Here is a 26,684-nt window from a genome sequence, read left to right as displayed (position 1 = left end):
TAGTGACCATGGCTTCTGCAGTAAGCCCCGAACGTCACGAAACAGTGGCGCTGGCCTGGACCAAGGCCGCCATCCTCGATTGCCTGGGCCAGGCACGGCAGGCGCTGGAGCGCTTTGCCGGCGAGACGGGCGACCTGTCGATGATGGCTTTCGTGGTCGACAACCTGCACCAGGTGCACGGCTGCCTGCGCATGCTCGAACTGCGCGGCGCCACGCGCCTGGCCGAGGAGTTGGAGCTGTTTGCCAGGGCGTTGGCCGACGGCCAGGTCAGCCCCCGGGGTGATTGCCTGGGTGCATTGTTCCGCGGCCTGGAGCAGTTGCCCTCGTACCTGGAGCGGTTGCGCGGTGCTCGCCATGACCTGCCACTGGTGATGCTGCCGTTGCTCAACCAGCTGCGCGCCTGCCGGGGGGAGGAACCGCTGGCCCAGGCCAGCCTGATGACCGGCGCCGCCCAACGCTTCGCGGGTGACGATGACCTTGCCAACCTCGACCTGTCGCTGGGCAACTGGCGTGACCAGCTGCAGGCCGGGTCGGGGCGCGATGCGCTGCGTTCAGTGGTGACTGCACTGTGCGACGACTTGATGCGCATCAAGGAGCGCCTGGACCAGTACGGCCGCGGCGACCGTCAGCACCGCGAGCAGCTCGATGCGCTGCTGGCACCGTTGCGCCACGTGGCTGACACCCTGGCGGTACTGGGCTTTCAGCAACCGCGGCGGGTGATCATCGACCAGGTGCTGGCGTTGCAGGCATTGGCTCAGGGCGAGCGGGCGGTGGACGACGCGGTGTTGATGGATGTGGCAGGGGCCCTGCTGTACGTGGAGGCCTCCCTGAACGGCATGGTCGGCCCTTTGGAGGAAAACGGCCAAGGTAGCCTGCCGGGCTCGGACCTGGCCGAGATACGCCAGCTGGTGCTGAATGAATCGCTGAACGTGTTGCAACAGGCCAAGGATCTGATCGGCGATTACCTGGAGTCCGACTGGCCGCGGCAACGCCTGCAACCCTTGCCGGGGCTGCTGCAGCAGATCCGCGGGGCACTGGCCATGTTGATGCTGCCCGCTGTGGCCGAGCTGTTTGTCGGCTGCGCAAGCTATGTGCAGCGTTGGCTGCAGCACCTGGAGGAAGAGCCGCCGATTGATGAGCTGACGCACTTGGCCGAGGCACTGAGCGCTGCCGAATGCTACCTGCAATGGCGAGCGGCAGACCCGCTGGCCGATGGTCAACCCTTTATCGAGATGGCACGGGCCAGCTTGGCGGCGCTGGGTGTGCAGTGCGCGGTGGTCGGGGCCAGCCCAGACCAGTACGGCAATGGCGATGGCATCGATGACGAGCTTCGCCAAGTGTTCCTTGACGAGGCGGGCGAACTGCTGCCGGAAATCGAGCGCCACTGGCTGCGCTGGCGTGCCGACAACCAGCAGCGCGAGGCACTGGGCGAAGTGCGTCGTGCGCTGCATACACTCAAAGGCAGCGGCCGCATGGTGCATGCCGAGGCGGTGGCTGAACTGGCCTGGGGCGCCGAGCACCTGCTGAACCGGGTGCTCGAGGGCCGCAGCGTGCTCAGCCCGGAAGGGGTTGTAGCGCTGCAGCAGGTGTTCGTTCACCTGCCTGACCTGCTGGCCGACTTTGCCGCCGGCCAGTTGCCGCAACTGACTGAAATCGAGCAATTGGCCGGGCATCTACACAGCCTGGCCGAAAACGATGCCCCGGCGGCTGCCGGTGTCGATGGCCTCGATCCGCAGTTGCTGGGCATTTTTCGCACCGAGGCGCAGGGTCATCTGGCCAGTCTTGAGGTTTATCTGCAAAGCGCCGGCGGCCACGACACGCCGGTCAGCGATGACTTGCAGCGTGCCTTGCATACACTCAAAGGCAGTGCCGCCATGGCCGGTGTGATGCCGGTCGCCGAACTGGCCACCGCCTTCGACCGCCTGGCCCGTGAATACAAGGGCCATCAGCTGCCACTGCAAATGGCCGAGATGGAGTGGCTGGAAGCTGCGCGCTCGTTGTTCCATCTGGGCTTGGCGCAACTCGATAGCACGCCCCTGGCCGCCATCCCCGGTGCCGCGGAACTGATCGAGCAGGTGGGCCAGGCCGTGGACAGCCGCCTGGCCAGCCTGCATGAAGACCCGCACCAGGCCGGCCGCAGCAAGCGTGATCCGCAGTTGGTCGCCAGCTTTCTGGCCCAGGCCATGGACATCCTGCTCGATGCAGAGACGTTGTTGTCGCGCTGGCAGCAACAGCCCGGCCAGCGTGCCGCACTGGATAACCTGCTCGACCAGATGACCACCTTGGGGCACGCCGCGCACCTGGCCGACCTGTGGCAGATGGATGAGGTGTGCGAGGCGTTGCTGGACCTGTATGGCGCGGTGGAGGAAGGCAGCCTGCCTGCCGATTCCCGCTTCTTCAGCCAGGCGCAGCGGGCCCATGAAGCGTTGCTGGACATGCTGGACGAAGTGGCGGCCGGGCAGGATATTCCACCGCGCCCGGAGCTGGTCGAAAGCCTGCGCAACCTGCTGGACCAGGCCCTGGCACCGGATGCCACCGGCCTGGTGGGCATCGATACGGTCACACCGCTGCATCCGGACATGGACCTGGCCGATACCTTGGGGTTGCCACACCCACCGTTGCAGCCGCAGGTGGCCGAGCCGCTTGCCGAGGAGGCGGAAAGCCCTGGCGAAGAGCTGCTGGAAGTGTTCCTGGAAGAAAGCTCGGACATCGTCGAGAGCGCCGCGGCGGCTCTGGCGCGCTGGCAGGCCGACCCGCGCAGCAGCGTCGAGGTGGACAACCTGATGCGTGACCTGCACACCCTCAAAGGCGTGGCGCGCATGGTCGAAATTACCCCGATCGGCGACCTGGCCCACGAACTGGAGTTCCTCTACGAGCTGTTGGCTGCGGGTAGATTGCCGCCAAGCGCGCCGCTGTTCGCACTGCTGCAGAACTGCCACGACCGGCTGGCGCATATGCTTGACGCTGTGCGCCTGGGGCAGCCGCTGCATGCCGCTACAGCGCTGATCGACTACATTCGCAACTTCAGCAGCGCCGCACTGACAGACAGTGCCGCGGGCCAGGGGCCGCCAGAAGCTGCAACTGCCGAAGTACCGGCAGTAGCGCCAGAGCGGGCACCGGGTGACATGGTCAAGGTCGACGCCGAGCTGCTCGACGACCTGGGTAACCTGGCCGGCGAGCACTCGATCATCCGGGGGCGCATCGAGCAGCAGGTCAACGACGCGCAGTTCGCCCTTAACGAGATGGAAACCACACTCGAGCGCATGCGTGATCAGTTGCTGCGTCTGGATGTCGAGACCCAGGGGCGAATCTCCAGCCGGCAGCAGTTCGAAGGCGATGCCTATGACGACTTCGACCCGCTGGAAATGGACCGCCACTCCCAGCTGCAGCAACTGTCACGGGCCCTCTTCGAGTCTGCCTCGGACCTGCTCGACCTGAAGGAGACCCTGGCTCAGCGCGCTCAGGAGGCCTACAGCCTGCTGCAACAGCAGGCGCGGGTGAACAGCCAGTTGCAGGAGGGCCTGACGGCCACCCTGATGGTGCCGTTCGAGCGCCTGGTGCCGCGCTTGCAGCGTGTGGTGCGGCAGGTAGCCAGCGAGCTGGGCAAGCAGGTGGAATTGGTGGTTGGCAATGCCGAGGGCGAACTGGACCGCAGCGTGCTGGAACGTATGGTGGCGCCGCTGGAGCATATGCTGCGCAACGCCGTTGACCACGGCCTGGAAAGCCGCGCAATGCGCCTGGCCGCCGGCAAGCCGGAGCAGGGCACCATTCACCTGAATTTGCTGCATGAGGGCGCCGATATCGTCATCGAAATGACGGATGATGGTGCCGGCGTGCCCTTGGAGGCGGTGCGGCGCAAGGCCATCAAGCGCGGCCTGCTGGACCCGCAGGCGCAGTTGAGTGACCACGAGATCCTGCAGTTCATCCTGCGGCCAGGCTTCTCCACCGCCGAAAAGATCACCCAGATTTCCGGGCGTGGGCTGGGCATGGATGTGGTGCACGAGGAGGTCAAGCAACTGGGTGGCTCGATGAGTATCGAGTCGGCGCAGGGCAAGGGGGCGCGTTTCCTGATCCGCCTGCCGTTCACCGTGTCGATCAACCGTGCGCTGATGGTGCACCTGGGTGAAGAGCAATACGCCATTCCGCTCAATACCATCGAGGGCATCGTCCGTGTGCCACCTGCCGAGCTTGCGGCGTGCTACCAGCTGGACTCGCCCCGCTATGTCTATGCCGGCCACGAATACGAGCTGCGCTACCTGGGCGAGTTGCTGCAAGGCCTGCCGCGCCCGGCGCTGCTGGGGCAGAGCGTGCCGTTGCCGGTGCTGCTGGTGCATTCCAAGGAGCAGTCGTTCGCCATCCAGGTCGACAGCCTGTCGCCCAGCCGCGAGATCGTGGTGAAAAGCCTGGGACCGCAGTTTGCCGCGGTTGCCGGGTTATCGGGGGCGACACTGCTAGGCGATGGCCGGGTGGTGCTGATTCTTGACCTGCTGGGCCAGCTGCGCGGCCAGCAGCGACGGCTGGCCCGCCTGCCCGGTGGCGGCAGCCAGCGCCAATTGCTTGGCCCGGCACCGCGCCGTGCCTTGCTGGTGATGGTGGTGGACGATTCGGTAACCGTACGCAAGGTGACCAGCCGCCTGCTGGAGCGTCACGGCATGAGCGTGCTTACGGCCAAGGATGGTGTCGATGCCATGGCCCTGCTGGAAGAGCACCGGCCTGACGTGTTGTTGCTGGACATCGAAATGCCGCGCATGGACGGCTTCGAGGTGGCCACACGCATTCGCCGTGACGCACGGCTGAAAGACTTGCCGATCATCATGATCACCTCGCGCACCGGCCAAAAGCACCGGGACCGCGCCATGGCCATCGGCGTCAATGAATACCTGGGCAAGCCGTACCAGGAATCGCTGCTGTTGCAGAGCATCGCCCATTGGAGCCAGGCCCATGCTTGAACTGATTTCCGGCCAGCGCAGCAGCCTGACCGGGCTGTTGCTGCCGTTGGGCGACCGCACGCTGGTGTTGCCCAACGTGGCGGTGGCCGAGTTGAGCGGGCAGCGTAACCTGGTGTGCCAACACGGCGACCCCGCCTGGCACCTGGGGTGGATCGACTGGCGTCAGCAACGCCTGCCGTTGATCGGTTTCGAGGCCGCATGCGGTGGTGAGACGCCGTGCGGCGAGCGGGCTCGCGTGGTGGTGCTCAATGCGTTGGGCGATACCGGTTTGCGGTACCTGGCGCTGTTGCTGCAGGACATTCCGCGCTCGTGCAAGCTCGACAGCCAGCTTAACTACGTGGATGTGGCGCTGGGCAGGTTGGAGCTGGCAGCGGTGCAGGTGGGTGAGCAGGTGGCGCGGGTGCCGGACCTGGTCGCATTGGAAAGGCTGGTGCGTGACGCGGATCTGCAACCTGACCTTGGTTAGGATGTGAAGCGCAGGGTCTGGTGGTCTGGAGTGGGAGCGGCCTTGTGTCGCGATAGGGCTGCGCAGCAGCCCCGGCGGTTCATGCAGTGGCAATGAAAGCCTGGGGCCGCTTCGCGCCCCTTTCGCGACACAAGGCCGCTCCCGCAAAGAGCGAGGTCATCAACATCACAACAGGAACCCAGCCCACCTCAGGAGGTCTGTGTTTGCATGTATTACGGTGAACGCTTCAACGCCTGGACCCACCTGGTCGGTGCTGTCCTCGCTGCTATTGGTGCCATCTGGCTGATTGTGGTCGCGGGCCTGCAAGGCGACCCGTGGAAGATCGTCAGCTTCTCCATCTACGGCGGCACGCTGCTGTTGCTGTACAGCATTTCCACCCTGTACCACAGCACCCGTGGGCGGGCGAAAGTGATCATGCGCAAGCTCGACCACCTGTCGATCTATCTGCTTATTGCCGGCAGCTACACGCCGTTTTGCCTGGTCAGCCTGCGCGGCCCTTGGGGATGGAGCCTGTTCGGCGTGGTCTGGGGGCTGGCGATCATCGGCATGTTGCAAGAGATCAAGCCGCGCTCCGAGGCGCGGATCCTCTCGATCATCATCTATGCGGTAATGGGCTGGATCGTGCTGGTGGCAGTCAAACCACTGCTGAACTCGCTGGGCACTGCCGGCTTCGCCTGGTTGGCTGCCGGCGGCGTGTTCTACACCGTCGGCATCATTTTCTTCGCCTTCGACAGCCGCTTCCGCCACTGGCATGGCATCTGGCACCTGTTCGTCATCGCTGGCAGCCTGATGCACTTCGTGGCGGTGTCGCTCTACGTGCGCTAGTTAAAAGTCGCCCCACAACTGCTGTGCCACCGACAGCGCCACCACCGGCGCGGTCTCGGTGCGCAGCACGCGCGGGCCAAGGCGTGCTGCGTGGAAGCCGGCGGCTTTGGCCTGCTCGACCTCGGCTTCGCTCAGGCCGCCTTCGGGGCCGATCACGAAGGCCAGGGTGGCGGGCTTTTCATGGCTGGTGAGCGGCTCGGCCACCGGGTGCAGGACCAGCTTCAGGTCAGCCTTGGTGCTGCTCAACCATTCGGCCAGGGTCACGGGTGGGTGGATGACGGGCAAGGTAGAACGCCCGCATTGTTCACAGGCGCTGATCGCCACTTGGCGCCAGTGGGCCAGGCGCTTGTCGGCGCGTTCGTCTTTCAGGCGCACTTCGCAGCGTTCGCTGACGATCGGGGTGATTTCGTTGGCACCAAGCTCGGTGGCCTTCTGGATCGCCCAGTCCATGCGCTCGCCACGCGAGAGGCCCTGGCCCAGGTGCACATGCAGCGGTGAATCGGCCTGGCCGGCAAAAGCCTGGTCAAGGCTGACGCGGACAGTTTTCTTGCCCACCTCGAGCAACTGACCACGGTATTCCTGGCCGCTGCCATCGAACAGCTGCACGGCGTCGCCGGGGGCCATGCGCAGCACGCGGCCAATGTAATGGGCCTGGGCCTCGGGCAGGTCGTGCTCGCCAAGGCTCAGGGGGGCGTCGATGAAGAAGCGGGACAGTCTCATGGGTTTGCTCGGTAAATAGAGAGACGCAGATCCCCTGTGGGAGCGGGCGTGCCCGCGAATCAGGCGCCGCGGTGCCTGGCAAGGGCTTCGCCCTTGTTCGCGGGCTCGCCCGCTCCCACAGGAAAAGTGGTGTGGCGAATTGCCGGGCCTAGCCCGGGTCGCGGAAGTCGGGGTGGAAGTTGGCCGGCACTGCGACACTGACGCTGTCGCGGGTGGCGATATCGATGCCTTCGCTGGCCACTTCGGCAAGGAAGTCGATCTGCTCGGGGGTGATCACGTACGGCGGCAGGAAATACACCACGCTGCCCAGCGGTCGCAACAGGGCGCCGCGGGACAGGGCGTGCTCGAACACCTTCAGGCCCCGGCGCTCCTGCCAGGGGTAGGCAACCTTGCCTGCCTTGTCTTGAACCATTTCGATGGCCAGGGCCATGCCAGTCTGGCGTATTTCGGCAACGTGAGCATGATCGGCCAGGTGTGCAGTGGCTGTGGCCATGCGCGTGGCCAGGGCCTTGTTGGCCTCGATCACGTTGTCCTGCTCGAAGATATCCAGGGTCGCCAGCGCTGCAGCGCACGCCAGCGGGTTGCCGGTGTAGCTGTGCGAGTGCAGGAATGCACGCAGTGTCGGGTAATCATCATAGAACGCCTGGTACACCTTGTCGGTGGTCAGGCAGGCGGCCAGCGGCAGGTAGCCGCCGGTCAGGGCCTTGGACAGGCACAGGAAATCCGGGCGGATGCCGGCTTGCTCGCAGGCGAACATCGTGCCGGTGCGGCCGAAACCTACGGCGATCTCGTCGTGGATCAGGTGCACGTCGTAGCGGTCGCAGGCCTCGCGCAACAGCTTGAGGTACACCGGGTGGTACATGCGCATGCCACCGGCACCCTGGATCAGCGGCTCGACGATCACGGCGCTGATCGAGGCGTGGTGTTCGGCCAGGGTCTGCTCCATGGCCTGGAACATATTGCGCGAGTGCTCCTCCCAGCTCATGCCCTCGGGGCGCAGGTAGCAGTCAGGGCTTGGCACCTTGAGGGTGTCGAGCAGCAGCGCCTTGTAGGTCTCGGTGAACAGCGGCACATCACCCACCGACATGGCGGCAATGGTTTCGCCATGGTAGCTGTTGGTCAGGGTGACGAAGCGCTTCTTGTCCGGTTTGCCGATGTTCTGCCAGTAGTGGAAGCTCATCTTCAGCGCCACTTCGATGCACGACGAGCCATTGTCGGCATAGAACACACGGTCGAGACCGGCCGGGGTCATGGCGACCAGGCGTTCGGACAGCTCGATCACTGGCTGATGACTGAAACCGGCCAGGATCACGTGCTCGAGCTGGTCGACCTGGTCCTTGATGCGCTGGTTGATGCGCGGGTTGGCATGGCCGAACACGTTGACCCACCAGCTGCTTACCGCATCCAGGTAGCGTTTGCCCTCGAAGTCTTCCAGCCACACGCCTTCGCCGCGCTTGATCGGGATCAGCGGCAGCTGCTCGTGGTCTTTCATCTGGGTACAGGGGTGCCACAGGACCTTGAGGTCGCGTTGCATCCACTGATCATTGAGGCCCATGGGCACTTCTCCTGGCTTTGCGGCGTGGTTCGACCGCGTAAGCCTAAGCAATGCCGCAGGGCAGGACAACCGCTGCCGTTCAATGGCTGTGGGTGCCGGTCCATTCGAGCCTGCTGCCATGCACAGAGCAAAGCCCTGCAGGATGTGTTGCCGGAGTGAAGGCTCAGGCCTGAGGCTGTGCGAAGTCACCAGCCTCATGCAGAGGTCCCCTGCTACTGTGTGCCATAGCTACCGACAAAAATATGAGCTGCCAAAAGGACTTGATGTCACTGCGCTGGCAGGGTGCTCGGACCTGACGTATTCTTAACGCATCTTCCTGGGGCATTCCTGCCTCTCCCCGTTTCTGTAACCTCTGACTCGGAGTTCGCCGACATGGCTGCTGCTTGGGTGCGCCTGTGCGCGTTGGTATTGATTGGTGTGTCCAGCGGCGCTGCGCTGGCAAAAGACAAGACGCCCACGGCGATTGTCGTGGGGGGTGGCCTGGCAGGCCTGACGGCAGCCTACGAGCTGCAGAACAAAGGCTGGCAGGTGACCCTGCTGGAGGCCAAGGCGGGCATGGGCGGGCGTTCGGGCCTGGCCACCAGCGAGTGGATCGGCAACGCCAAGGCACAGCCGGTGCTCAACCAGTACCTCGACCGTTTCAAGCTTGAAACACTGCCGGCGCCCGAGTTCGTGCGAACCCCGGGTTACCTGATCGACGGCGAGTACTTCAGCGCCAGCGACCTGGCCACCAAGCAACCGGCCACTGCCGAGGCGCTCAAGCGTTACGAGAAAACCCTCGATGACCTGGCCCGTTCGATCGATGACCCGCTGAACCCGCAGGCAACCAGCACGCTGTTCGCCCTTGACCAGATCAACGTCTCCACCTGGCTGGACAAACTGCAACTGCCGGCCACCGCCCGTCAGTTGATCAATCAGCAGATCCGCACCCGCTACGATGAACCGTCCCGCCTGTCGCTGCTGTACTTCGCCCAGCAGAACCGCGTCTACCGCGGCGTCAGCGACCGCGACCTGCGCGCTGCGCGCCTGCCCGGTGGCAGCCCGGTGCTGGCCCAGGCTTTCGTCAAGCAGCTGAAAACCATCAAGACCAACTCTCCGGTTACCGCCATTGTCCAGGACAAGGATGGTGTCACGGTAAAAGTCGGCAGCCTCGGCTACAAGGCGGATTATCTGGTCATGGCCGTGCCCCTGCGCGCACTGGCCAAGATTCAGATGACCCCTGGCCTGGACAGCCAGCACCTGGCGGCGCTCAAGGGTACCAACTATGGTTGGCGCGACCAGATCATGCTCAAGTTCAAGAAACCCGTTTGGGAAAGCCGTGCACGCATGTCGGGCGAAATCTACAGTAACGCCGGCCTCGGCATGCTGTGGGTCGAGCCGGCGCTCAAGGGGGGGGCCAACGTGGTGATCAACCTGTCCGGCGATAACGCTCGCCTGCTGCAGGCCTTTGGTGAAAAGCAGATGGTCGACCAGGTGCTGATCCGTCTGCATGCGTTCTACCCCCAGGCCCGTGGTGCTTTCACCGGTTATGAGGTCAAGCGATACAGCGCGGACGCTGGCATGGGTGGTGCCTACCTGGCCTACGGCCCAGGGCAGATCAGTAAATACTGGCGCCTGTGGGAACGTCCGGTGCAGCGCATGATCTTCGCCGGTGAGCACACGGATGCCCTGTACCCGGGCACCCTGGAAGGCGCCCTGCGCAGTGGCCAGCGTGCGGCCAGCCAGGCACAGGACCTGTTGGCCGGCAAGTCGTTCGACCCGGCCAAGGCGCTGCCGGTTGCGGCGGCGGCAGGTGCGGTGGCCGCCAAGGAGAGCAAGGGCGGGTTCTTCTCCAATATGTTCGGCGGTTCGTCCGACAAGGGCGACAAAGCTGACAAAGCGCCGGCCAAAGCTGAGCCTAAGCAGGCCGAAGAGGCCAAGCAGGACAAGCCAGGCTTCTTCAAGCGCCTGTTCGGCGGGGCGCAAACGCCAGAGGCGAAGGCTGAGCCAATAGCCAAGGCTGAGGAAGTGGCGTCTGCACCTGCGCCCGCTCCACAGGCAGCTCCGGCTCCTGCAGCGCCTGCGCCTGTGGCCAAGGAAACGGCGGCCAAGCCTGCGGCAACCAAAGCCGCTCCCGCCAAGCATGCGCCCGCGCACAAGCCAGCCCACAAGCCTGCCGAGACGAAGAAGGCGACAGCCAAGACCGACCCAGCGAAGAAGGCTGTAACCACTACCCAGGCCAAGGCGGGCTGATTGATCAACAGTGCCGGCCTGATCGCAGCCTAGGGGCCGGCACTGCCAACTCTCCTACTATCGTTAATGTTTTCTTAATGGTCAGCTAAGAGAATAAATATCGGATTCCTCGATAATCCAAAGCAATTTTTTCCGCTTTTCTTCGATACGTTACGCGTTAGTCTGTGCATAGCTTTCACGGGGAAACACGCAACATGCAACTGCGCAATTCACCTTCTCGCTACGGCGTGGTCAGCATCATCCTGCATTGGGGCGTGGCGCTGGCAGTTTTCGGCCTGTTTGGCCTGGGCTTGTGGATGGTCGGCCTCGACTACTATAGCCCTTGGCGCAAAGCTGGCCCGGACCTGCACAAGAGCATCGGCCTGGTGCTGCTGGCGGTGATGCTGCTGCGGCTAGTCTGGCGTTTCATCAGCCCGCCACCATCGGCACCAACCAACCATGGTGCGGTCACACGCCTGGCGGCCAAGTTGGGCCACCTGGCCCTGTACCTTGGGCTGTTTGCGGTGATGGTTGCCGGTTACCTGATTTCCACCGCCGACGGCGTCGGCATTCCGGTGTTCGGCCTGTTCGAAGTGCCGGCACTGATCAGCGACCTGCCTGACCAGGCAGATGTGGCGGGTGTGGTTCATTTGTGGCTGGCTTGGGGGCTGGTGATTTTTGCCGTGCTGCATGCCCTTGCCGCGCTCAAGCATCATTTCATCGACCGTGACGCGACCCTGACTCGCATGCTGGGCCGCAAAGCTTGACTCTCAACCTCAATTACACAGGAAGGAACAGGATGTTGAAAAAGACTTTTGCCGCTCTGGCGCTCGGTACCGCTCTGCTCTCTGCTGGCCAGGCCATGGCTGCCGAGTACAAGATCGACAAGGAAGGCCAGCACGCGTTCGTTGACTGGAAAATCAGCCACCTGGGCTACAGCTTCATCCACGGTACTTTCAAGGATTTCGACGGCAACTTCAGCTGGGACAGTGCCAAGCCTGAAGCCAGCAAGATCAGTGTCGACTTGAAAACTGCCAGCCTGTGGTCGAACCACGCCGAGCGTGACAAGCACATCGCCAGCGCCGACTTCCTGGACGTGAAGAAGTACCCGGACGCCAAATTCGTCTCCACCAGCGTCAAGTCGACTGGCGACAAGACGGCTGATGTGACTGGCGACCTGACCATGCACGGTGTCACCAAACCGGTGACGTTCAAGGCTACCTTCAACGGTGAAGGCAAGGACCCATGGGGTGGTGAGCGCGCAGGCTTCAACGCCACCACGACGTTGAACCTGAACGACTTCGGCATCAAAGGCCCAGGCGCTACTTCGCAGACCCTGGACCTGGATATCAGTGTCGAAGGTGTGAAGCAGAAGTAATTTCTGCTAGCTGAAGACCGAGGGGGCCGCTTTGCGGCCCTATCACGACACAAGGCCGCGCCTGCAGAGATCAAGAAATTCTCTGCAGGCGCGGCCTTGTGTCGTGATAGGGCCGCGAAGCAGCCCCCTCGGTATTTCTATCAGCCCTTGCGGGTCAGCAGCGCCGGGCGCTCACCGCGTGGGCGGCTTGGCAGGTCATCCAGTTGCTCAGGCGTCGGGAAGCGGTCCAGTTTGGACTCCTTGCGAATGATCACTGGCTGTTTTTCCGGCTGACGCGTGTTGCGCACGGCCGGCTCTTGCCGGGCAGCATCGTCACGCGCAGGGCGACCACGGCCACCGCCGCCATCACGACGGGCACCGCCACCGTTGTTGGCGCGGGGCGGGCGTTTTTCTCCGGCACCACTGCGTGGCTGGCCGCCATTGCGGGCTTGGCCCTGGCCGCCAGCGTTGCTGCGTTGGCCATTGCCTTGCCCCTGACCTTGGCCAGCACCACCCGGGCGGCGGTTGCGGCCCTGGTTCTTGCCTTGGTACGGGCTGACATAGTCGGCGCGGTTACCGAAGTTATCGAGCTCGTCGTCCAGGAATTCTTCCGGGTCGCGGTCTGCCGGCGGCTTCGGAACGCTGTTACTGCTGGCTTGCTGCGGGCGTGGCTTCTTGTCACGCGGCTTGCGCGGTTGCTGCTTGTCGCCGCTCTTTTCCTTGTCGTCCGGCTTGGCCGCAGCTTGCTGCCTGGCTTTGCCTTTGTCCTTGCCTTTGTCCTTGCGGCCGCCGTTGCTGTCTTTACCACCTTCGCCACGGGCTTGCTGGTTGCGGCCGCCGCGGCCGTTGTTCTGCGGGCGCTCGCGTGCTTCGGGCTTCTCGGCTTCTACCTGGCTGGCGTCGAAGCCCATCAGGTCGCCATCCGCGATGCGCTGCTTGGTCACCCGCTCGATGCTCTTGAGCAGCTTCTCTTCATCTGGCGCGACCAGGGAAATTGCTTCGCCCGAACGACCGGCACGGCCGGTACGGCCAATGCGGTGGACGTAGTCCTCCTCGACATTCGGCAGCTCGAAGTTGACAACGTGGGGCAACTGGTCGATGTCCAGGCCGCGGGCAGCGATGTCGGTGGCGACCAGTACGCGCACGCTGTTGGCCTTGAAGTCGGCCAAAGCCTTGGTGCGGGCGTTCTGGCTCTTGTTGCCGTGGATCGCGGCGGCGGTGAGGCCTTGCTTTTCCAGGTACTCGGCCAGGCGGTTGGCGCCATGCTTGGTTCGGGTGAACACCAACACCTGTTCCCAGGCGCCCAGGGTGATCAAGTGCGCCAGCAAGGCACGCTTGTGGCTGGCAGGCAGGCGATACACCCGCTGCTCGATACGCTCGACGGTGGTGTTCGGCGGGGTGACCTCGATACGTTCCGGGTTGTGCAGGAGCTTGTCGGCGAGGTCGGTGATGTCCTTGGAGAAGGTGGCCGAGAAGAGCAGGTTCTGGCGCTTGGCCGGCAGGCGGGCGAGGACCTTCTTGACGTCGTGGATGAAGCCCATGTCGAGCATGCGATCGGCTTCATCAAGTACAAGGATTTCCACGTGGGCCAGGTCGACCTTGCCTTGACCGGCCAGGTCGAGCAGGCGGCCTGGGCAGGCGACCAGCACATCAACGCCTTTGGCAATGGCCTGGATCTGCGGGTTCATGCCAACGCCGCCGAAGATGCAGGCGCTGACCAGTGGCAGGTCACGGGCATAGACCTTGAAACTGTCATGCACCTGGGCTGCCAGTTCGCGGGTCGGTGTCATGACCAGCACGCGAGGCTGGCGTGGGCCGTGGCGCTGCGATTTGTCGGGATGGCCGGCCGGGAACAGGCGCTCGAGAATCGGCAGGGCGAAGCCGCCGGTTTTACCCGTACCTGTCTGTGCGGCAACCATCAGGTCGCGGCCTTGCAACACGGCGGGAATAGCCCGCTGTTGCACGGGGGTCGGCTGGGTGTAGCCCGCAGCCTCGATAGCGCGGACAAGAGCCTCGGAGAGACCGAGGGAAGCAAAGGACATGGGCGATCCTGTTCTCGTGTGGGCTGGGCCCGTTGGGATGTTCTGCCTGGCGCGACGGGCATCGGTGAAATGCGATCGCGTCCGGTCCAGCTGGGCTTTCACTGCACATCCGGGAAACGGAGGCTGGACGCGAAGGGGCGTCGGTACCGATCGGGATGCCTGTTGCGAGGCCGAGCGTCCGGGCGTGAGCCGGGCGGGAAGGCCCGAGTATAACAGAGCTATCGCGCTGTGCTGCTTTCCTGCTGCTCAACGGCGTTGAGAATGTTTCCAGTGTCGCTTGTATAGCGGTTGCTGATCGCTGCATAGGCCGGTTCCTGCTTGAACCGCTGCAGCTCTTCAGCAAAGGCCACGGCCAGTGCCTCGCGTCCAGGCTTGCGCACCAGGCCCAAATACTGCGCCTGGCGGCTGACTACCAGCGGCAGTTCTTCGACTTGCTGTTGCAGGCCGAGCTGGCGGAGCAGGTAATGCCCGACCCTGCGGTCGGTGATCGTCAGGTCGATACGGCCCAGCACCAGCTTGCCGAAGTTGGCTTCGTGGGTGGGTGCGGCTTCGCGCTTGAAGTGCGGGGCCTCGGTGAACTCTTTACCGTAGGTGTAGCCTGGCGATGTGCCGACGGTGAGGCCGGCGAGGTCGTCCAGGTGGGTGACGGCATGGCGGCGCGTGCGGCTTTGGAACAGGACGAATTCGACCTCCGACATGGGTTCGGAGCCGTACACCATGTAGGGTTGGCGCGCATCCGTCTGGAAGATGTCGAGAATGCCATCGGCCAGGCCCTGCTCAGCCATCGCCAAGCAGCGCTTCCAAGGCAGGAATTGCCACTCCACCTCGACGCCGAGGCGTGCGAAGACCTGGCTGGCGACTTCGTAGTCGATGCCGCGCGGTTGGCCGTTGTGCTGAAACACATAAGGTGCCCAGTCGTCGGTTACCAGGCGCAAGCGTTCGCCCAGAGCCAACGGGCTCAGGCAAACGAGCAGGAGGATCCAGAATAGACGGGCGATATGTGGCATGGCCGGAGATTACGCGCTCGGCCGGTGTACGGTAAAGGCATGCACGATCGATGTGGGAGCGGGCGTGCCCGCGAACACCGGCGAAGCCGGTGCCAACGATCGGGTTGCTCTCTTCGCGGGCACGCCCGCTCCCACAAGACCGCGCAAGGCAATGAGTTTTGCGGGCACATCAGGCTTGAGTGGTTCGCAGCAGATGCGCCTCGATATCCTTGCGCCGCTCGCCCAGCGATAGCCGTAGCCCCGGATGGCGCAGGCACTGACGCAGCCGCTCGGGCTCCACGTGGCCGTAGCGGTCATTGAGGTTTTCCAGGGCCTTGTCCCACCAGGCGGACGCACAGGCGCGATCGAACTCATTGGGGTAGGGGTAGCAGCCATAGAGCAATTCGCGGGCGAACTGGCGCTCGTGGCTGGGCAGGGTCAGGCTCAACGCCTTGTAACCCAGGCGGTGCAGGGTGGGTGGCCGCGGCAGTTGGTCGTTGACCCGCGCAACGTCGGCCAGGGCCGAGGGGCTGAGTGGGTCGTGGTCATGCTTGCGCAGCCAGGCCTGGATCTTGGCGCGGAACTGCGCCTTCCGGCTCCAGTAGTGATGGATGACATCGGTACACTCGGCCAGCTCCAGGTTGCGGTAGGCCGCTACTGCCAGGCAGAACTCCTCAAGGGTATAGGCCTCTCGAGCCAAGGGGTAGAATTCGTCCATCATGGCGATGGAGCGGTCCAGGGTGTCGGAGTTCTCGGCAGTGAGGCCGATAACGCCGGAATTGACGAGTGGCATCTGGCAGTCGGCCAGTCCCCGGGACTCGAGAATGGCCAGCAGGTTCTTGTACAACAGGCACTTCTGGTCAGCGCCGTAGCGCGTGCCGATGGCGTTGCACAGCAGGCGGTTGGGCGCCACACGGGCGAACAGATGCAACGGCGAAGTGCGGAAGAAGGTGTCGGTGTCGATCAGCACTGCAAGCGGGTGTTGCTGCAGTACCTGGCGCAACAGCACATGCTTGCTGCGAAAGTGATAACCGTGCGGGGCATTCCATGCCTGGCGCGTGGCCTCGTCCAGCAGGTGGACGGTGACGGGCAGCCTGGCGTAGGGCTGCGCATTGTCGGTGTAGACCTGGATGTCCATGGCCTCGCCGGCTGCGCTGCCTAGCTGGGCGAGGGCGCTGACGATGCTGAAGCAGGCTTCCTGATGGTAGGTTGCCGGGCCAAAAGCCAGGTATACAAGCTGTGGGCGCGAAGGTTGGGTGTGCTGCATGGCAGGCAAGACCTGTTTAACCCGAAAATGAATAAGGCTTTAGTCTATGACCAAAGCCTTAATCATTTCTTAAGCAGACTTTGCCAAAAGATTTCAGCGCGGCAGCTTCAGGTTGTTCCAGATCGCCAGGCTCGGTTCGGCCTGGTTCAAGGTATAGAAGTGGAGCCCCGGCGCGCCGCCTTGCAACAGCTGTTCGCACATGTGGGTAATCACTTCTTCGCCGAAGGCCTGGATGCTGGCAGTGTCGTCGGCATAGGCTTCCAGCTGCTTGCGGATCCAGCGCGGGATCTCGGCGCCACAGGCATCGGAGAAGCGGGCCAGCTTGCTGTAGTTGGTGATCGGCATGATGCCCGGTACCACCGGAATGTCTACGCCCAGCTTCTGTGCACGCTCGACGAAGTAGAAGTAGCTGTCGGCGTTGAAGAAGTACTGGGTGATGGCGCTGTCGGCACCGGCCTTGACCTTGTGCACAAAGTTGGCCAGATCCGCCTCGAAGTTGCGCGCCTGCGGGTGCATTTCCGGGTAGGCAGCCACTTCCAGGTGGAAGTGATCAGCGGTTTCCTGGCGGATGAACTCGACCAGGTCACTGGCATAGCGCAGTTCACCACTGGCCATGCCCATGCCCGACGGCAGGTCACCACGCAAAGCGACAATGCGTTTGATGCCGGCGGCCTTGTACTCGGCCAGCAGGGAGCGCAATTCGGCCTTGGTGTCGCCCACGCACGACAGGTGCGGCGCGGCAGGTATCTTCACTTCGCTTTCCAGCTGCAGCACGGTATTGAGCGTGCGGTCGCGGGTCGAGCCACCGGCACCGTAGGTGCAGGAGAAGAAGTCCGGGTTATAGGTGGCCAGCTGGCGGGCGACGCCCATCAGCTTTTCGTGACCGGCATCGGTCTTGGTCGGGAAGAACTCGAAACTGTAGCGGCGTTCTTGTGACATCAGGCGTTCCTCTGGCAACAAGCGTCTGGCGGCAAGCTGCAAGTAAAAGCCAGATCGGTGATGGCCGGTCTGGCTTGGGCGTCGTTCAAGATCTGTGTTTCCGGAGCTGCAAGTGGCAACGGCACGTCGCCGCTTGCAGCTTCAAGCTTGCCGCTTAGTAGCGGTAGGCGTGCGGCTTGAACGGGCCTTCGACGGTCACGCCGATGTAGTCGGCTTGCTGCTTGGTCAGCTGGGTGACCACGCCGCCGAAGCCGCGGACCATTTCCAGGGCCACTTCTTCGTCGAGTTTCTTCGGCAGCACTTCAACGGTCAGGCGCTCGGCTTTCTTTTCGGCCGGCAGGTCAGCGAACTTCTGCTCGAACAGGAAGATCTGTGCCAGAACCTGGTTGGCGAACGAGCCGTCCATGATGCGGCTTGGGTGGCCAGTGGCGTTGCCCAGGTTGACCAGGCGGCCTTCGGCCAGCAGGATCAGGTAGTCGTCGTTCTGCGGGTCGAAGCTGCCAGCGCCGGTACGGTGGATCTTGTGAACCTGCGGCTTGACCTCTTCCCAGGCCCAGTTCTTGCGCATGAAGGCGGTGTCGATCTCGTTGTCGAAGTGGCCGATGTTGCAGACTACGGCACGCTTTTTCAGGGCCTTGAGCATGTTGGCGTCGCAGACGTTGACGTTACCGGTGGTGGTCACGATCAGGTCGATCTTGCCCAGCAGGGCCTTGTCGATGCTGGCTTCGGTGCCGTCGTTGATACCGTCGATGAACGGCGAGACCAGCTCGAAGCCGTCCATGCAGGCCTGCATGGCGCAGATTGGGTCAACTTCGGAAACTTTGACGATCATGCCTTCCTGACGCAGGGACTGGGCCGAGCCCTTGCCCACGTCACCGTAGCCGATCACCAGGGCCTGCTTGCCCGACAGCAGGTGGTCGGTACCACGCTTGATGGCATCGTTCAGGCTGTGACGGCAGCCGTACTTGTTGTCGTTCTTGCTCTTGGTGACCGAGTCGTTGACGTTGATCGCCGGGACTTTCAGCTCGCCCTTGGCCAGCATGTCCAGCAGGCGGTGTACGCCGGTGGTGGTCTCTTCGGTCACGCCGTGCACGCGGTCCAGTACCTGCGGGTACTTCTTGTGCAGCAGTTCGGTCAGGTCACCACCGTCGTCGAGGATCATGTTGGCGTCCCATGGCTGGCCATCTTTCAGGATGGTCTGCTCCAGGCACCACTCGTACTCTTCTTCGGTTTCACCTTTCCAGGCGAACACCGGGATACCGGCGGCGGCGATCGAAGCGGCGGCCTGGTCTTGAGTCGAGAAAATGTTGCAGGACGACCAGCGCACTTCGGCACCCAGGGCAACCAGGGTTTCGATCAGCACGGCGGTCTGGATGGTCATGTGGATGCAGCCCAGGATCTTCGCACCCTTGAGCGGTTGCTCGGCCAGGTACTTGCGACGCAGGCCCATCAGCGCAGGCATTTCCGATTCGGCAATGATGGTTTCGCGACGGCCCCAGGCGGCCAGGGAGATGTCGGCGACTTTGTAATCGGTAAAACCAGCAGGCATGTTTGCAGCGCTCATGAGAGCCTCCATTCGTAATGTGCGAATGGGCGCCGTTGTGCGTTAAGCGCTCGCGGGAGCGAGCAACGCCCCATCCGAGCCTGACAGGCCTAGCCTGCTGCAGCGCCCCTCGGACAGGTGGCGGGCATGGCACCGCTGTGGGCAACCATGTAAAACGGCGCAGATTATAGCTGCCCCCGCCGGCTTGCCCAAGGTTTTCCGTCGATTAATCGCGACGATAGTCGATGTTCAATGGAGCGAAGGCAGCCGCTCTGCCATCATTGCTACACGTTAGCCAAGCAGGTCAGGAGTACAGATGAACTTTCACACCCGCAAGTGGGTTAAACCCGAAGACCTCAACCCCAATGGCACCCTGTTCGGTGGCAGCCTGTTGCGCTGGATCGATGAAGAGGCGGCGATCTACGCCATCGTCCAGTTGGGCAACCAGCGTGTGGTGACCAAGTACATGTCGGAAATCAACTTCGTCAGTGCTTCGCGTCAGGGTGACATCATCGAGCTGGGCATCACCGCTACCGCGTTCGGCCGCACCTCGATCACCCTCAAGTGCGAAGTGCGTAACAAGATCACCCGCAAGAGCATTCTGACTGTCGACAAGATGGTGTTCGTCAACCTGGGTGAGGATGGCTTGCCGGCAGCCCATGGGCGCACCGAGATCAAGTACGTGCAGGACCAGTTCCCGGATTCGGCAGTCGAATAGGCCCTGGTTGCCAGTGTCGGCCTCTTCGCGGGTGAACCCGCCCCTACAGCGGGACGCGAACCTGTAGGAGCGGGTTTACCCGCGAATGGGCCGCAAAGCGGCCCCGGCATTCTCAAGGCTGGGCGCTGACCTTGCGCACCACCCGCCCAATGCTCAACCCCTGCACCAGAATCGACGACAACACCACGATGTAGGTGATCGACAGCAGCAGGTCCCGTTCATCGCCCAGGGGTAGCGACAGCGCAAGTGCCACCGACACGCCACCGCGCAGGCCACCCCAGGTCAGCACCCGCACCGTGCCTTTGGGCACCGGGCGCCAGCGCCGCAGCAGCACGATCGCCGGGGCCACCGTCAGCAGGCGCGACAGCAGCACTGCCAGCGCCAGCACGCCGCCGGCCGCCAGGTGCATCCAGTTGAACGGCAGCAGCAACAGCTCCAGGCCGATCAATGCGAACAGCAGCGCATTGAGCATGTCGTCGATCAGCTCCCAGAAACCGTCCATGTAACGGCGGGTCATGTCATTCATCGCCAGGTTGCGCCCCAGGTTGCCGATGATCAGGCCTGCCACCACCATGGCGATCGGTGCCGACACATGCAGCTCGTAGCACATCGCCGAACCACCGATTACCAGCGCCAGGGTCAGCATGACTTCCACCTGGTACTGCTCGACGCTCTTGATCATGCGGTAGGTGGCGTAGCCGATCAGGCCACCGAACACCACACCGCCAATGGCCTCGCGGGCGAACAGGATCGCCGTGTCGGTCATGCTCGGTGTTTCACCCAACTGGATGATGCCCAGCAACACGGTGAATACCACAACTGCCGTGCCGTCGTTGAACAGTGACTCGCCGACGATGGTGGTTTTAAGCGGTTTGGACGCATTGGCAGTACGCAGCGCGCCAAGCACGGCAATCGGGTCGGTCGGTGAGATCAGTGCACCGAACAGCAGGCAGTAGATCAGGGGGACCTGCCAGCCGAACAGGGCAAACACCCAATGCGCCAGGTAGCCGATGACCATTGTGGCAATCAGCACGCCCAAGGTGGCCAGCAGGCCGATCGGCCAGCGGTAGCTGCGCAGGTCGCTGAGGTTGACGTGCAGAGCGCCGGCAAACAACAGAAACGCCAGCATCCAGTGCATGAGCAGATCGTTGAAGTCGATCTGGTTCATCAGCCCTTCGACGCGCTCTTCCAGGCCAGGGAAGCCGATAAGGCTCAGGCCTTGCAATATCAGGGAAAACAGCAGCGCCGTGACCATCACGCCGATGGCGGGGGGCAGGCCGATGAAACGGTAGTTCACATAGGTCAGAAGTGTGGTGAGGCAGATAAACGCGGCAACTAATTCAAGCATCCCGAATCCTGTAACAGTGGCTTCCAAGTCGTTACCCGAGTGGCTCGGGCAGTTCTTTGATGACCTGGCACGGGGTTCGGGGCACAGGGTTTGACCGAATTAGTCCAAATCGTTCCCGTGACAGTCTGCACTGGTTACCCTGTGGGAGCGGGCGTGCCCGCGAACACCGGCAAAGCCGGTGCCATACACCGAGTTGCATTCTTCGCGGGCATGCCCGCTCCCACAAAGCCCCCCTGAACGCTATATATTCACAGCCATGAAAAGCCATAAGGACAAGAAGGCGTGTTGGCAACATCTCTGGTGCTGGTTGCCGCCCTGCTGCATGCAACCTGGAATACCCTGATCAAATTCAGTGGCGAGCGCTTGCTGGTCATTGCCAGCATGGACACGGTAGCGCTGGCCTTCGCGGTGCTGGCGGTGCCCTTCGTGGATATTCCGCCTGCTGAAATCTGGCCCTGGTTGGTAGCTTCGGCACTGGCTGAGCAGTTGTACCGTTATCTGCTGATCCAGGCCTACCGCGTGGGCGATCTGGGGCTGGTCTATCCTCTGATGCGCGGGCTGTCACCGCTGGTGGTGCTGGGGCTGACCCTGGCCTTTGCCGGGGAATCGCTGAGCCAGCAGCAGATCATCGGTATCCTGATGATCCCCTGTGGCATGGCCTGCCTGTTGTGGCAGGGCGGCGGCGGTGACCGGTTGCCATGGTCGATGCTGCCGGTAGTTGCCTTGATTGGCCTGTGCATTGGTTGCTACACCTGGTTCGACGGCCAGGCCGTGCGCCTGTGGGGCAAGCCGTGGGATTACCTGGTCTGGCTGACCCTGCTCAGCGCCTGGCAATTCCCGTTGTTGGCGGGCGTAGCGCGGCGGGCGCCATTCGTACTGTTCTGGCGAAGCCAGTGGCGCCTTGGGTTGGCGGTAGGGTTCTGCGTATTGTTCAGCTATGCCTTGGTGCTGTGGGCCATGCACCTGGGGTCTGTGGCCGAAGCGGCGGCACTGCGGGAGTTGAGCGTGATCCTGGTGGTGGTGCTGGGTATGCGCTACCTCAAAGAACCTTTTGGCGGGCCGAGACTCCTAGCTTGCGGGCTGGTGTTGGCCGGCATGCTGGTAATGAAGCTTTGACCTGAAGACTGAACAAGGAGTCCTGTCCATGACTGTTGCCCTGTGGTGCATCCTGATTGCGCTGCTGTTGAACCCGCTTTGTGCCTTGATCGCCAAGGCGAGCAGTGGCCGCTTCGGCCTCAAGGACAATCACGATCCGCGAGCCTTCCTCGATACCTTGTCGGGCCTGCCGCGGCGTGCTCATGCTGCGCAGCAGAATGGCTACGAAGCGTTTCCGGCATTTGCTGCGGCGGTGCTTGTGGCGGATATCGTCGGCAATGCCGAGCAGGTGACCCAGGATGTGCTGGGGGTGATGTATATCACCAGCCGCTTGCTTTACATCATCTGCTACCTGGCCGACTGGGCTGCCTTGCGGTCGCTGGTGTGGTTTGCCAGCCTGGCACTGATCGTGTCGTTCTTCGTGGTTTCCATCTGAAACCGGCTGGCCATCTTTGCGGGCAGCCCCCGCGAGGATGGCCACAACGATCACGGTACCTTGGGTACCTCAGGCAGTGGCTGGCCCTTGGGCCACAGCATCCAGATCTGCCCTTGCTGCTTCATGTTCCCGGCCAGTTCGCCGGCTTCCGGGCCGGTGCCCCAGAACAGGTCGGCACGCACTTCGCCGGTAATCGCCCCGCCGGTGTCCTGCGCGCCAACCGGTCGTACCACCGGCGAGCCGTCCGGGCGTGTGGTAGACAGCCACAACAAGCTGCCCAGGGGAATCACCTTGCGGTCGATGGCCACGCTGTAGCCGGCGGTAAGCGGTACGTTCAGCGAGCCGCGCGGGCCTTCGTTACTGTCCGGGCGGGTGCTGAAGAATACGTAGCTGGGGTTGCTGGCCAGCAGCTCTGGTACGCGCTGCGGGTTGGCCTGGGCCCAGGCATGAATGGCGCCCATGCTCACTTCTTCTTTTTTCAGCTGACCCTGCTCCACCAGCCAGCGGCCGATCGGCCGATAGGGGTGGCCGTTCTGGTCGGCGTAGCCCAGGCGCAGTTGACGACCGTCTTCCAGTTGCACCCGGCCAGACCCCTGGATCTGCAGGAATTGCAGGTCCATCGGGTCGGTCAGCCAGGCCAGCACCGGTGCCTTGACGCCGTTACGGTTGATGACTTCGGCCGTGTCGTAGGGCTTGAGCACCCGACCCTCCAGACGGCCGCGCAGGCGTTTGCCCTTCAGTTCGGGGTACACGCTGGCCAGGTCGACCACGATCATGTCATCAGGGATGCCGTAGACCGCCACATGGTTGGTTGCCGATTGGCTCAGGCTGCCTGGGTAGACCGGCTCGTAGTAGCCGGTAATCAGGCCGTTGGCATTGTTCTGTGCAGAGCGCAGGCCGTACACCTGCAGGTTCTGTTCAAGGAAGGTTCGCACTTGGGTGGCGCTGGCTGTGGCGCTGCCGGCCGCTTCGCAGGTGGCGGCCCACACCGGGTCGCGCTTGAGTTTTTCGCAGCCGTTGCGCCATGCATAAAAGCCTGCCAGCAGGTCTTCATCGCTGACGGCCGGCAAGTCTTTCCAAGTGGCCGGGGCATAGGTGGCGACAGCGTGGGGCTCGGGCTTGGCGCTCTCGCCGCCGTTGCAGCCGGCCAGCAAAGCCAGCACCGGCAGTGTCCAGGCCAGGTGGCGCAGGGCAGATTTCATGTGTGCATTCCTGTCATGAGCGAACATGAAGGTTCGCCCCTGTCTTTTATGTGGCTATTGGTGTTTGGCCCAGGGGCAGCGATACTGGCCGCCCATTTGCGTAGGCCGAAGTGAGCGTGATGTTTAAGCGATTGACCGTTGTTCTGCTGGCAGCACTTGCCCTGGGAGGGGCTCTGACGGGTTGCGACCGGGTTGACCCGAACTCGCCGCTGGGCAAACGCAAGGTGATCTTCAAGGACATGCTCAAGACCAGCGAGGACCTCGGCGGCATGCTGCGTGGCCGATTGCCGTTCGACGGGGTGAAGTTTGCCGACGGTGCGCTGAAGCTGGACAGCCTGTCGCATCAGCCGTGGCAGCATTTTCCACAGGTGCGCGATGGTGGTGACAGCGCCGCCCGTGCCGAAGTGTGGGAGCGCCAGGCGCGGTTCCATGACCTGGCCCGGCAGCTTGAGGGCGTCACCGGCGAACTGGTCGATGTCACCCGCAACCAGCCACTGGATGCTGCGCAACTGAAGGAACCGATGGACAATGTCGAGGCTGCGTGCAAGGCCTGTCATAGCGAATTTCGTAATCATTGAATGGCTGTGCTGTTCGCGCAAACCTTCGGGGCTTGTACAGATTCCTGTGGGAGCGGCCTTGTGTCGCGATAGGGCCGCTCAGCGGCCCCAGGATTTCAGCAAAAATGCATGCATAGCTGGAGCCGCCGCGCGGCCCTATCGCGACACAAGGCCGCTCCCACAAAGACCAGGCTTGCCGGCCAGATGCCTTAGCGGTCGAGATCGTCGACCGCTTCCTGCAGCTCTTTACGCGACTCGGCCAGCTTGTCCTTGCGCTTGTTGATCTTCTCGGCGTCGCCTTTCTTCTCTGCCTTCTTCAAGTCCTTTTCCCGCTGCGCCACTTCGTGACGCGCATCGAGCACCTTCTGCTCACGTTCCTTGCGCAGGCTGGCGTCGGTGCAGTTGTCCACACCGCGCAGGGCTTCCTCCAGCCCTGCCACCTGGTCGCTGTTGCCGTGGTCACGGGCAATTTTCAGCTGGTTTTCGATGGCGCTGCGCTTGGCGGCGCAACCGGTCAGGCCGGCATCGGGCTGGGCAGCCTGAGCAGTACCCGCGGCCAGGCCCAGTGTTGCGAGCAGGAAAAGAGTCGAAATACGTTTCATGAAAAGCCTCCCTAACGGGGCGGGGCAGCAAAAGTTGGGGGAAATCCTGCCTTGGTTTTGCCCATTTAGAAACCCTTGGTGAGGTTTTCTGCCGGAGTCTCGGGTTTTTCCTACGCACTATTTGGTAAAAAATCATTGCTCAATGCGCTGGGGTGGGGGCCGGAAACCTTCTATGCCGGCGTCGGCCAACTGTGCGGCAATGGCTTGCACCTCGGAGGCCGCGAAAAATTCCACAAGTTGGTGCGAGCGTTTTGCGCCGATGCCGGGCACGGTTTGCCATTGCTCGGCATTGCGTGAGGCCAGCGCCTGCCAGTCGCCAGTCAGTGGCAAATGCTTGCCAATGGGCACGCCAAGGGCGCGCAGCCACTGATCGACTGGCCGTGAGCGGGCTTCGTCGAAACTGCCCATCAGGTGTGCTGCAGTGAGCCTGCTGATGCCGCGGGCCTGCTGCAGGCGTTCGGCATCGAGTTGCAGCCAGTCGGTCATGGACGTTACCAAGCCAGCTTCGACCAGCCGACGCCATGTGCCGGGCCCGGTGCGTGGCAAGGCCAGGCCCTGTTTACCGCCAAGCCAGGTAAGTCGGGCAATGAACTGCTCATCACAGCCCTCGCTGGCCCGCCAGCAGCTGTGGGCATGATGCTGGTCGGGTGCTGGTGCGGTTATCGGTTGGCGCTCTACAGCGCGGTGCACGACGTGTTCGAGCCGCGGAATGGTCAGCCCGGCAAGGCTGATGGCCACCTGATCGCCGGGGCGAATATCCAGGCGTTGCCAGCGCGCCAGCGACCCAAGGCTGACTTGGGTAATGCGCCGGTCATCGAGGGTAACGGGTTGCACGTGAAGAACGGGCGTGACCCTGCCAGTGCGGCCGACCCGAAAGCGCACGTCGCGTACTTCGGCCAAGGCTTGTGCATAGGGGTACTTCCAGGCCGCGATCCAGTAGGGTGCCTTGGCCTGCCAGCGCTCGGCAGGTGGCCGACTGCCCTGGCGCAGGATCACACCGTCGGTGGCGAAGGGCAGAGCAGAGCGATACCAGTGCTCGCGCCAGTGTGCTGCATCCTCCAGCGTGTCGATGGCGATGCTGTAAAGCTGGCTGTCCGGAAACCCCAGCCGTGCCAGTTGGGCGAGGCGTTCGGCCTGTTGCTCGGGGCCGTGCGGCCAGCCCCACACGAACAGGCCGATAGCGTTGCCTTGTTCGCCAGTCAGTTGCTTGCGTGCGAGCAGCCCTGCCACGGTACCCCGGGCGTTGGCACTGCCGGCCTTGGCTTGTACATGATCGTTCAGGCGCAGATACAGCTCACCTTGCAAGTGCAGGTCGACCGCCTCAGGCAACTGCCGGGTGACAGCGCCGAGCTGTTTGATGTGTCGGCTCCAGTCATGGCCGTGTACACCGTCCCCCCGGCTGGTCAACTGCACCAATCGGCCCTGTTGGTAGGTGAGGGAAACGGCTACGCCGTCGACCTTGGGTTGTACCCACACGCCGGTCTTGCCGGCCATCCATCGCGCCACGGCCTGGCGGTCTGCCAGCTTGTCGACGCCGGTATGCGGTACGGGGTGGGGGACCGGGCCGCGAGCACTGGCCAGGGGAGAGGGGCTGGTGCCAACCGCGAAGCACTGCTGCAGGTGGTTCAGGCGCTCGCGGCTCTGGTCGTACAGTTCGTCGGCCACCAGAGCTATGCCCTGGCGATGGTAGTGCTCGTCCCATCGGGCAAGCGTGGCGCGCAGTTGCGCAACTTCGGCCTCGGCCTGTTGCGGGTTCCAGTGTGGGCATGAAGCAGCCCTGGCCAATGGGGTGTTCAGCACAAATAGCAGGGCGAACAACAACAGGTACGGCATGGCCTGGCATCCTTGCATGGCGGGGAAGCGCTT

General features: G+C 63.2%; 21 protein-coding genes and 1 riboswitch. Of the genes, 10 read left to right on the top strand and 11 right to left on the bottom strand.

Annotated features, from left to right (window positions below; translation table 11 throughout):
* The first annotated feature begins 8 nt into the window (after window positions 1-8).
* The 3 genes from FQ668_RS24255 (at window position 9) to FQ668_RS24245 (ending at window position 6,240) form a co-directional block, all read left to right on the top strand.
* On the top strand, window positions 9-4,949 hold the full coding sequence (locus FQ668_RS24255; protein WP_019436735.1) for an Hpt domain-containing protein: 4,941 nt from the start codon (window positions 9-11) through the stop codon (window positions 4,947-4,949).
* Window positions 4,942-5,415: a chemotaxis protein CheW gene (locus FQ668_RS24250; RefSeq protein WP_003249336.1), complete on the top strand. Its 474-nt coding sequence runs from the start codon at window positions 4,942-4,944 to the stop codon at window positions 5,413-5,415. Before FQ668_RS24255 ends, FQ668_RS24250 begins: the two co-directional genes overlap by 8 nt.
* Window positions 5,416-5,622: 207 nt before the next feature.
* A complete protein-coding gene (locus tag FQ668_RS24245; RefSeq protein WP_019436736.1) occupies window positions 5,623-6,240 on the top strand; it encodes a hemolysin III family protein in 618 nt (205 codons plus the stop codon).
* Here FQ668_RS24245 and FQ668_RS24240 read toward each other — a convergent pair whose 3' ends face one another.
* Window positions 6,241-6,960, bottom strand: a complete 720-nt coding sequence (locus FQ668_RS24240) for a 16S rRNA (uracil(1498)-N(3))-methyltransferase (protein ID WP_019436737.1) — start codon at window positions 6,958-6,960, stop codon at window positions 6,241-6,243.
* Between the two features lie 148 nt (window positions 6,961-7,108).
* Window positions 7,109-8,515: an adenosylmethionine--8-amino-7-oxononanoate transaminase gene (locus tag FQ668_RS24235; protein ID WP_014592653.1), complete on the bottom strand. Its 1,407-nt coding sequence runs from the start codon at window positions 8,513-8,515 to the stop codon at window positions 7,109-7,111.
* 372 nt (window positions 8,516-8,887) lie between these two features.
* Between FQ668_RS24235 and FQ668_RS24230 the strand changes: the two genes are divergently transcribed.
* From FQ668_RS24230 to FQ668_RS24220, 3 genes are all read left to right on the top strand, one after another.
* Entirely contained in the window at window positions 8,888-10,747 is a 1,860-nt protein-coding gene (locus tag FQ668_RS24230; RefSeq protein ID WP_014592652.1) for a flavin monoamine oxidase family protein, read from the top strand.
* 194 nt (window positions 10,748-10,941) lie between these two features.
* Window positions 10,942-11,493, top strand: a complete 552-nt coding sequence (locus FQ668_RS24225) for a cytochrome b (RefSeq protein ID WP_014592651.1) — start codon at window positions 10,942-10,944, stop codon at window positions 11,491-11,493.
* Between the two features lie 32 nt (window positions 11,494-11,525).
* On the top strand, window positions 11,526-12,104 hold the full coding sequence (locus FQ668_RS24220) for a YceI family protein (RefSeq protein ID WP_003249350.1): 579 nt from the start codon (window positions 11,526-11,528) through the stop codon (window positions 12,102-12,104).
* A 140-nt stretch (window positions 12,105-12,244) separates the two neighbouring features.
* On the opposite strand, the gene FQ668_RS24215 is transcribed toward FQ668_RS24220, so the two are convergent.
* From FQ668_RS24215 to ahcY, 5 genes are all read right to left on the bottom strand, one after another.
* The gene (locus FQ668_RS24215; protein WP_144180705.1) at window positions 12,245-14,125 is read right to left on the bottom strand and encodes a DEAD/DEAH box helicase; all 1,881 of its coding nucleotides are present in this window, start codon (window positions 14,123-14,125) and stop codon (window positions 12,245-12,247) included.
* A 218-nt stretch (window positions 14,126-14,343) separates the two neighbouring features.
* A complete protein-coding gene (locus tag FQ668_RS24210) occupies window positions 14,344-15,132 on the bottom strand; it encodes an ABC transporter substrate-binding protein (RefSeq protein WP_019436739.1) in 789 nt (262 codons plus the stop codon).
* 169 nt (window positions 15,133-15,301) lie between these two features.
* A complete protein-coding gene (locus FQ668_RS24200) occupies window positions 15,302-16,378 on the bottom strand; it encodes a hypothetical protein (protein WP_019436744.1) in 1,077 nt (358 codons plus the stop codon).
* 93 nt (window positions 16,379-16,471) lie between these two features.
* Window positions 16,472-17,317, bottom strand: coding sequence for a methylenetetrahydrofolate reductase [NAD(P)H] (gene metF, locus FQ668_RS24195; RefSeq protein ID WP_014592647.1), 846 nt, complete (start codon window positions 17,315-17,317; stop codon window positions 16,472-16,474).
* Window positions 17,318-17,471: 154 nt separating this feature from the next.
* Window positions 17,472-18,881, bottom strand: a complete 1,410-nt coding sequence (gene ahcY, locus FQ668_RS24190; RefSeq protein WP_014592646.1) for an adenosylhomocysteinase — start codon at window positions 18,879-18,881, stop codon at window positions 17,472-17,474.
* Window positions 18,882-18,901: 20 nt separating this feature from the next.
* Window positions 18,902-18,998: riboswitch (S-adenosyl-L-homocysteine riboswitch) on the bottom strand.
* Between the two features lie 178 nt (window positions 18,999-19,176).
* On the opposite strand from ahcY, the gene FQ668_RS24185 reads away from it, so the two are divergent.
* Window positions 19,177-19,578: an acyl-CoA thioesterase gene (locus FQ668_RS24185; protein WP_003249362.1), complete on the top strand. Its 402-nt coding sequence runs from the start codon at window positions 19,177-19,179 to the stop codon at window positions 19,576-19,578.
* 112 nt (window positions 19,579-19,690) lie between these two features.
* Here the strand turns inward: FQ668_RS24185 and FQ668_RS24180 are convergent, their stop codons facing one another.
* A complete protein-coding gene (locus tag FQ668_RS24180) occupies window positions 19,691-20,926 on the bottom strand; it encodes a sodium:proton antiporter (protein ID WP_014592645.1) in 1,236 nt (411 codons plus the stop codon).
* 282 nt (window positions 20,927-21,208) lie between these two features.
* On the opposite strand from FQ668_RS24180, the gene FQ668_RS24175 reads away from it, so the two are divergent.
* Entirely contained in the window at window positions 21,209-22,042 is an 834-nt protein-coding gene (locus tag FQ668_RS24175) for an EamA family transporter (RefSeq protein ID WP_014592644.1), read from the top strand.
* 28 nt (window positions 22,043-22,070) lie between these two features.
* Window positions 22,071-22,457: an MAPEG family protein gene (locus tag FQ668_RS24170; protein WP_010955544.1), complete on the top strand. Its 387-nt coding sequence runs from the start codon at window positions 22,071-22,073 to the stop codon at window positions 22,455-22,457.
* 50 nt (window positions 22,458-22,507) lie between these two features.
* Here the strand turns inward: FQ668_RS24170 and FQ668_RS24165 are convergent, their stop codons facing one another.
* The gene (locus FQ668_RS24165; RefSeq protein WP_019436743.1) at window positions 22,508-23,659 is read right to left on the bottom strand and encodes a murein transglycosylase A; all 1,152 of its coding nucleotides are present in this window, start codon (window positions 23,657-23,659) and stop codon (window positions 22,508-22,510) included.
* A 119-nt stretch (window positions 23,660-23,778) separates the two neighbouring features.
* Here FQ668_RS24165 and FQ668_RS24160 point away from each other — a divergent pair, with 119 nt between their 5' ends.
* Entirely contained in the window at window positions 23,779-24,237 is a 459-nt protein-coding gene (locus FQ668_RS24160; protein WP_019436742.1) for a cytochrome c, read from the top strand.
* Window positions 24,238-24,425: 188 nt separating this feature from the next.
* On the opposite strand, the gene FQ668_RS24155 is transcribed toward FQ668_RS24160, so the two are convergent.
* Together FQ668_RS24155 and ligB are read right to left on the bottom strand one after the other, a co-directional pair.
* Window positions 24,426-24,818: a DUF1090 domain-containing protein gene (locus FQ668_RS24155; RefSeq protein WP_003249372.1), complete on the bottom strand. Its 393-nt coding sequence runs from the start codon at window positions 24,816-24,818 to the stop codon at window positions 24,426-24,428.
* 132 nt (window positions 24,819-24,950) lie between these two features.
* Window positions 24,951-26,651: an NAD-dependent DNA ligase LigB gene (ligB, locus tag FQ668_RS24150; RefSeq protein WP_019436741.1), complete on the bottom strand. Its 1,701-nt coding sequence runs from the start codon at window positions 26,649-26,651 to the stop codon at window positions 24,951-24,953.
* Window positions 26,652-26,684 lie beyond the last annotated feature (33 nt).

It is taken from the genome of Pseudomonas sp. Kh14 (assembly GCF_900291005.1).
Lineage (GTDB): Bacteria > Pseudomonadota > Gammaproteobacteria > Pseudomonadales > Pseudomonadaceae > Aquipseudomonas > Aquipseudomonas alloputida.
The sequence above is the reverse complement of the archived record's forward strand: the minus strand, read 5'-3'. Positions and strand labels throughout refer to the sequence as shown.

What these genes read in the sequence shown, in the direction of transcription:
- FQ668_RS24230 (WP_014592652.1), top strand. Translation starts at nt 8,888, where the DNA reads ATGGCTGCTGCTTGGGTGCGCCTGTGCGCGTTGGTATTGATTGGTGTG.
- FQ668_RS24165 (WP_019436743.1), bottom strand. Translation starts at nt 23,659, where the DNA reads ATGAAATCTGCCCTGCGCCACCTGGCCTGGACACTGCCGGTGCTGGCT.
- FQ668_RS24225 (WP_014592651.1), top strand. Translation starts at nt 10,942, where the DNA reads ATGCAACTGCGCAATTCACCTTCTCGCTACGGCGTGGTCAGCATCATC.
- FQ668_RS24215 (WP_144180705.1), bottom strand. Translation starts at nt 14,125, where the DNA reads ATGTCCTTTGCTTCCCTCGGTCTCTCCGAGGCTCTTGTCCGCGCTATC.
- ligB (WP_019436741.1), bottom strand. Translation starts at nt 26,651, where the DNA reads ATGCCGTACCTGTTGTTGTTCGCCCTGCTATTTGTGCTGAACACCCCA.
- FQ668_RS24160 (WP_019436742.1), top strand. Translation starts at nt 23,779, where the DNA reads ATGTTTAAGCGATTGACCGTTGTTCTGCTGGCAGCACTTGCCCTGGGA.
- FQ668_RS24245 (WP_019436736.1), top strand. Translation starts at nt 5,623, where the DNA reads ATGTATTACGGTGAACGCTTCAACGCCTGGACCCACCTGGTCGGTGCT.
- FQ668_RS24200 (WP_019436744.1), bottom strand. Translation starts at nt 16,378, where the DNA reads ATGCAGCACACCCAACCTTCGCGCCCACAGCTTGTATACCTGGCTTTT.
- FQ668_RS24235 (WP_014592653.1), bottom strand. Translation starts at nt 8,515, where the DNA reads ATGGGCCTCAATGATCAGTGGATGCAACGCGACCTCAAGGTCCTGTGG.
- FQ668_RS24255 (WP_019436735.1), top strand. Translation starts at nt 9, where the DNA reads ATGGCTTCTGCAGTAAGCCCCGAACGTCACGAAACAGTGGCGCTGGCC.
- FQ668_RS24220 (WP_003249350.1), top strand. Translation starts at nt 11,526, where the DNA reads ATGTTGAAAAAGACTTTTGCCGCTCTGGCGCTCGGTACCGCTCTGCTC.
- metF (WP_014592647.1), bottom strand. Translation starts at nt 17,317, where the DNA reads ATGTCACAAGAACGCCGCTACAGTTTCGAGTTCTTCCCGACCAAGACC.
- FQ668_RS24180 (WP_014592645.1), bottom strand. Translation starts at nt 20,926, where the DNA reads ATGCTTGAATTAGTTGCCGCGTTTATCTGCCTCACCACACTTCTGACC.
- FQ668_RS24240 (WP_019436737.1), bottom strand. Translation starts at nt 6,960, where the DNA reads ATGAGACTGTCCCGCTTCTTCATCGACGCCCCCCTGAGCCTTGGCGAG.
- FQ668_RS24170 (WP_010955544.1), top strand. Translation starts at nt 22,071, where the DNA reads ATGACTGTTGCCCTGTGGTGCATCCTGATTGCGCTGCTGTTGAACCCG.
- ahcY (WP_014592646.1), bottom strand. Translation starts at nt 18,881, where the DNA reads ATGAGCGCTGCAAACATGCCTGCTGGTTTTACCGATTACAAAGTCGCC.
- FQ668_RS24210 (WP_019436739.1), bottom strand. Translation starts at nt 15,132, where the DNA reads ATGCCACATATCGCCCGTCTATTCTGGATCCTCCTGCTCGTTTGCCTG.
- FQ668_RS24250 (WP_003249336.1), top strand. Translation starts at nt 4,942, where the DNA reads ATGCTTGAACTGATTTCCGGCCAGCGCAGCAGCCTGACCGGGCTGTTG.
- FQ668_RS24155 (WP_003249372.1), bottom strand. Translation starts at nt 24,818, where the DNA reads ATGAAACGTATTTCGACTCTTTTCCTGCTCGCAACACTGGGCCTGGCC.
- FQ668_RS24185 (WP_003249362.1), top strand. Translation starts at nt 19,177, where the DNA reads ATGAACTTTCACACCCGCAAGTGGGTTAAACCCGAAGACCTCAACCCC.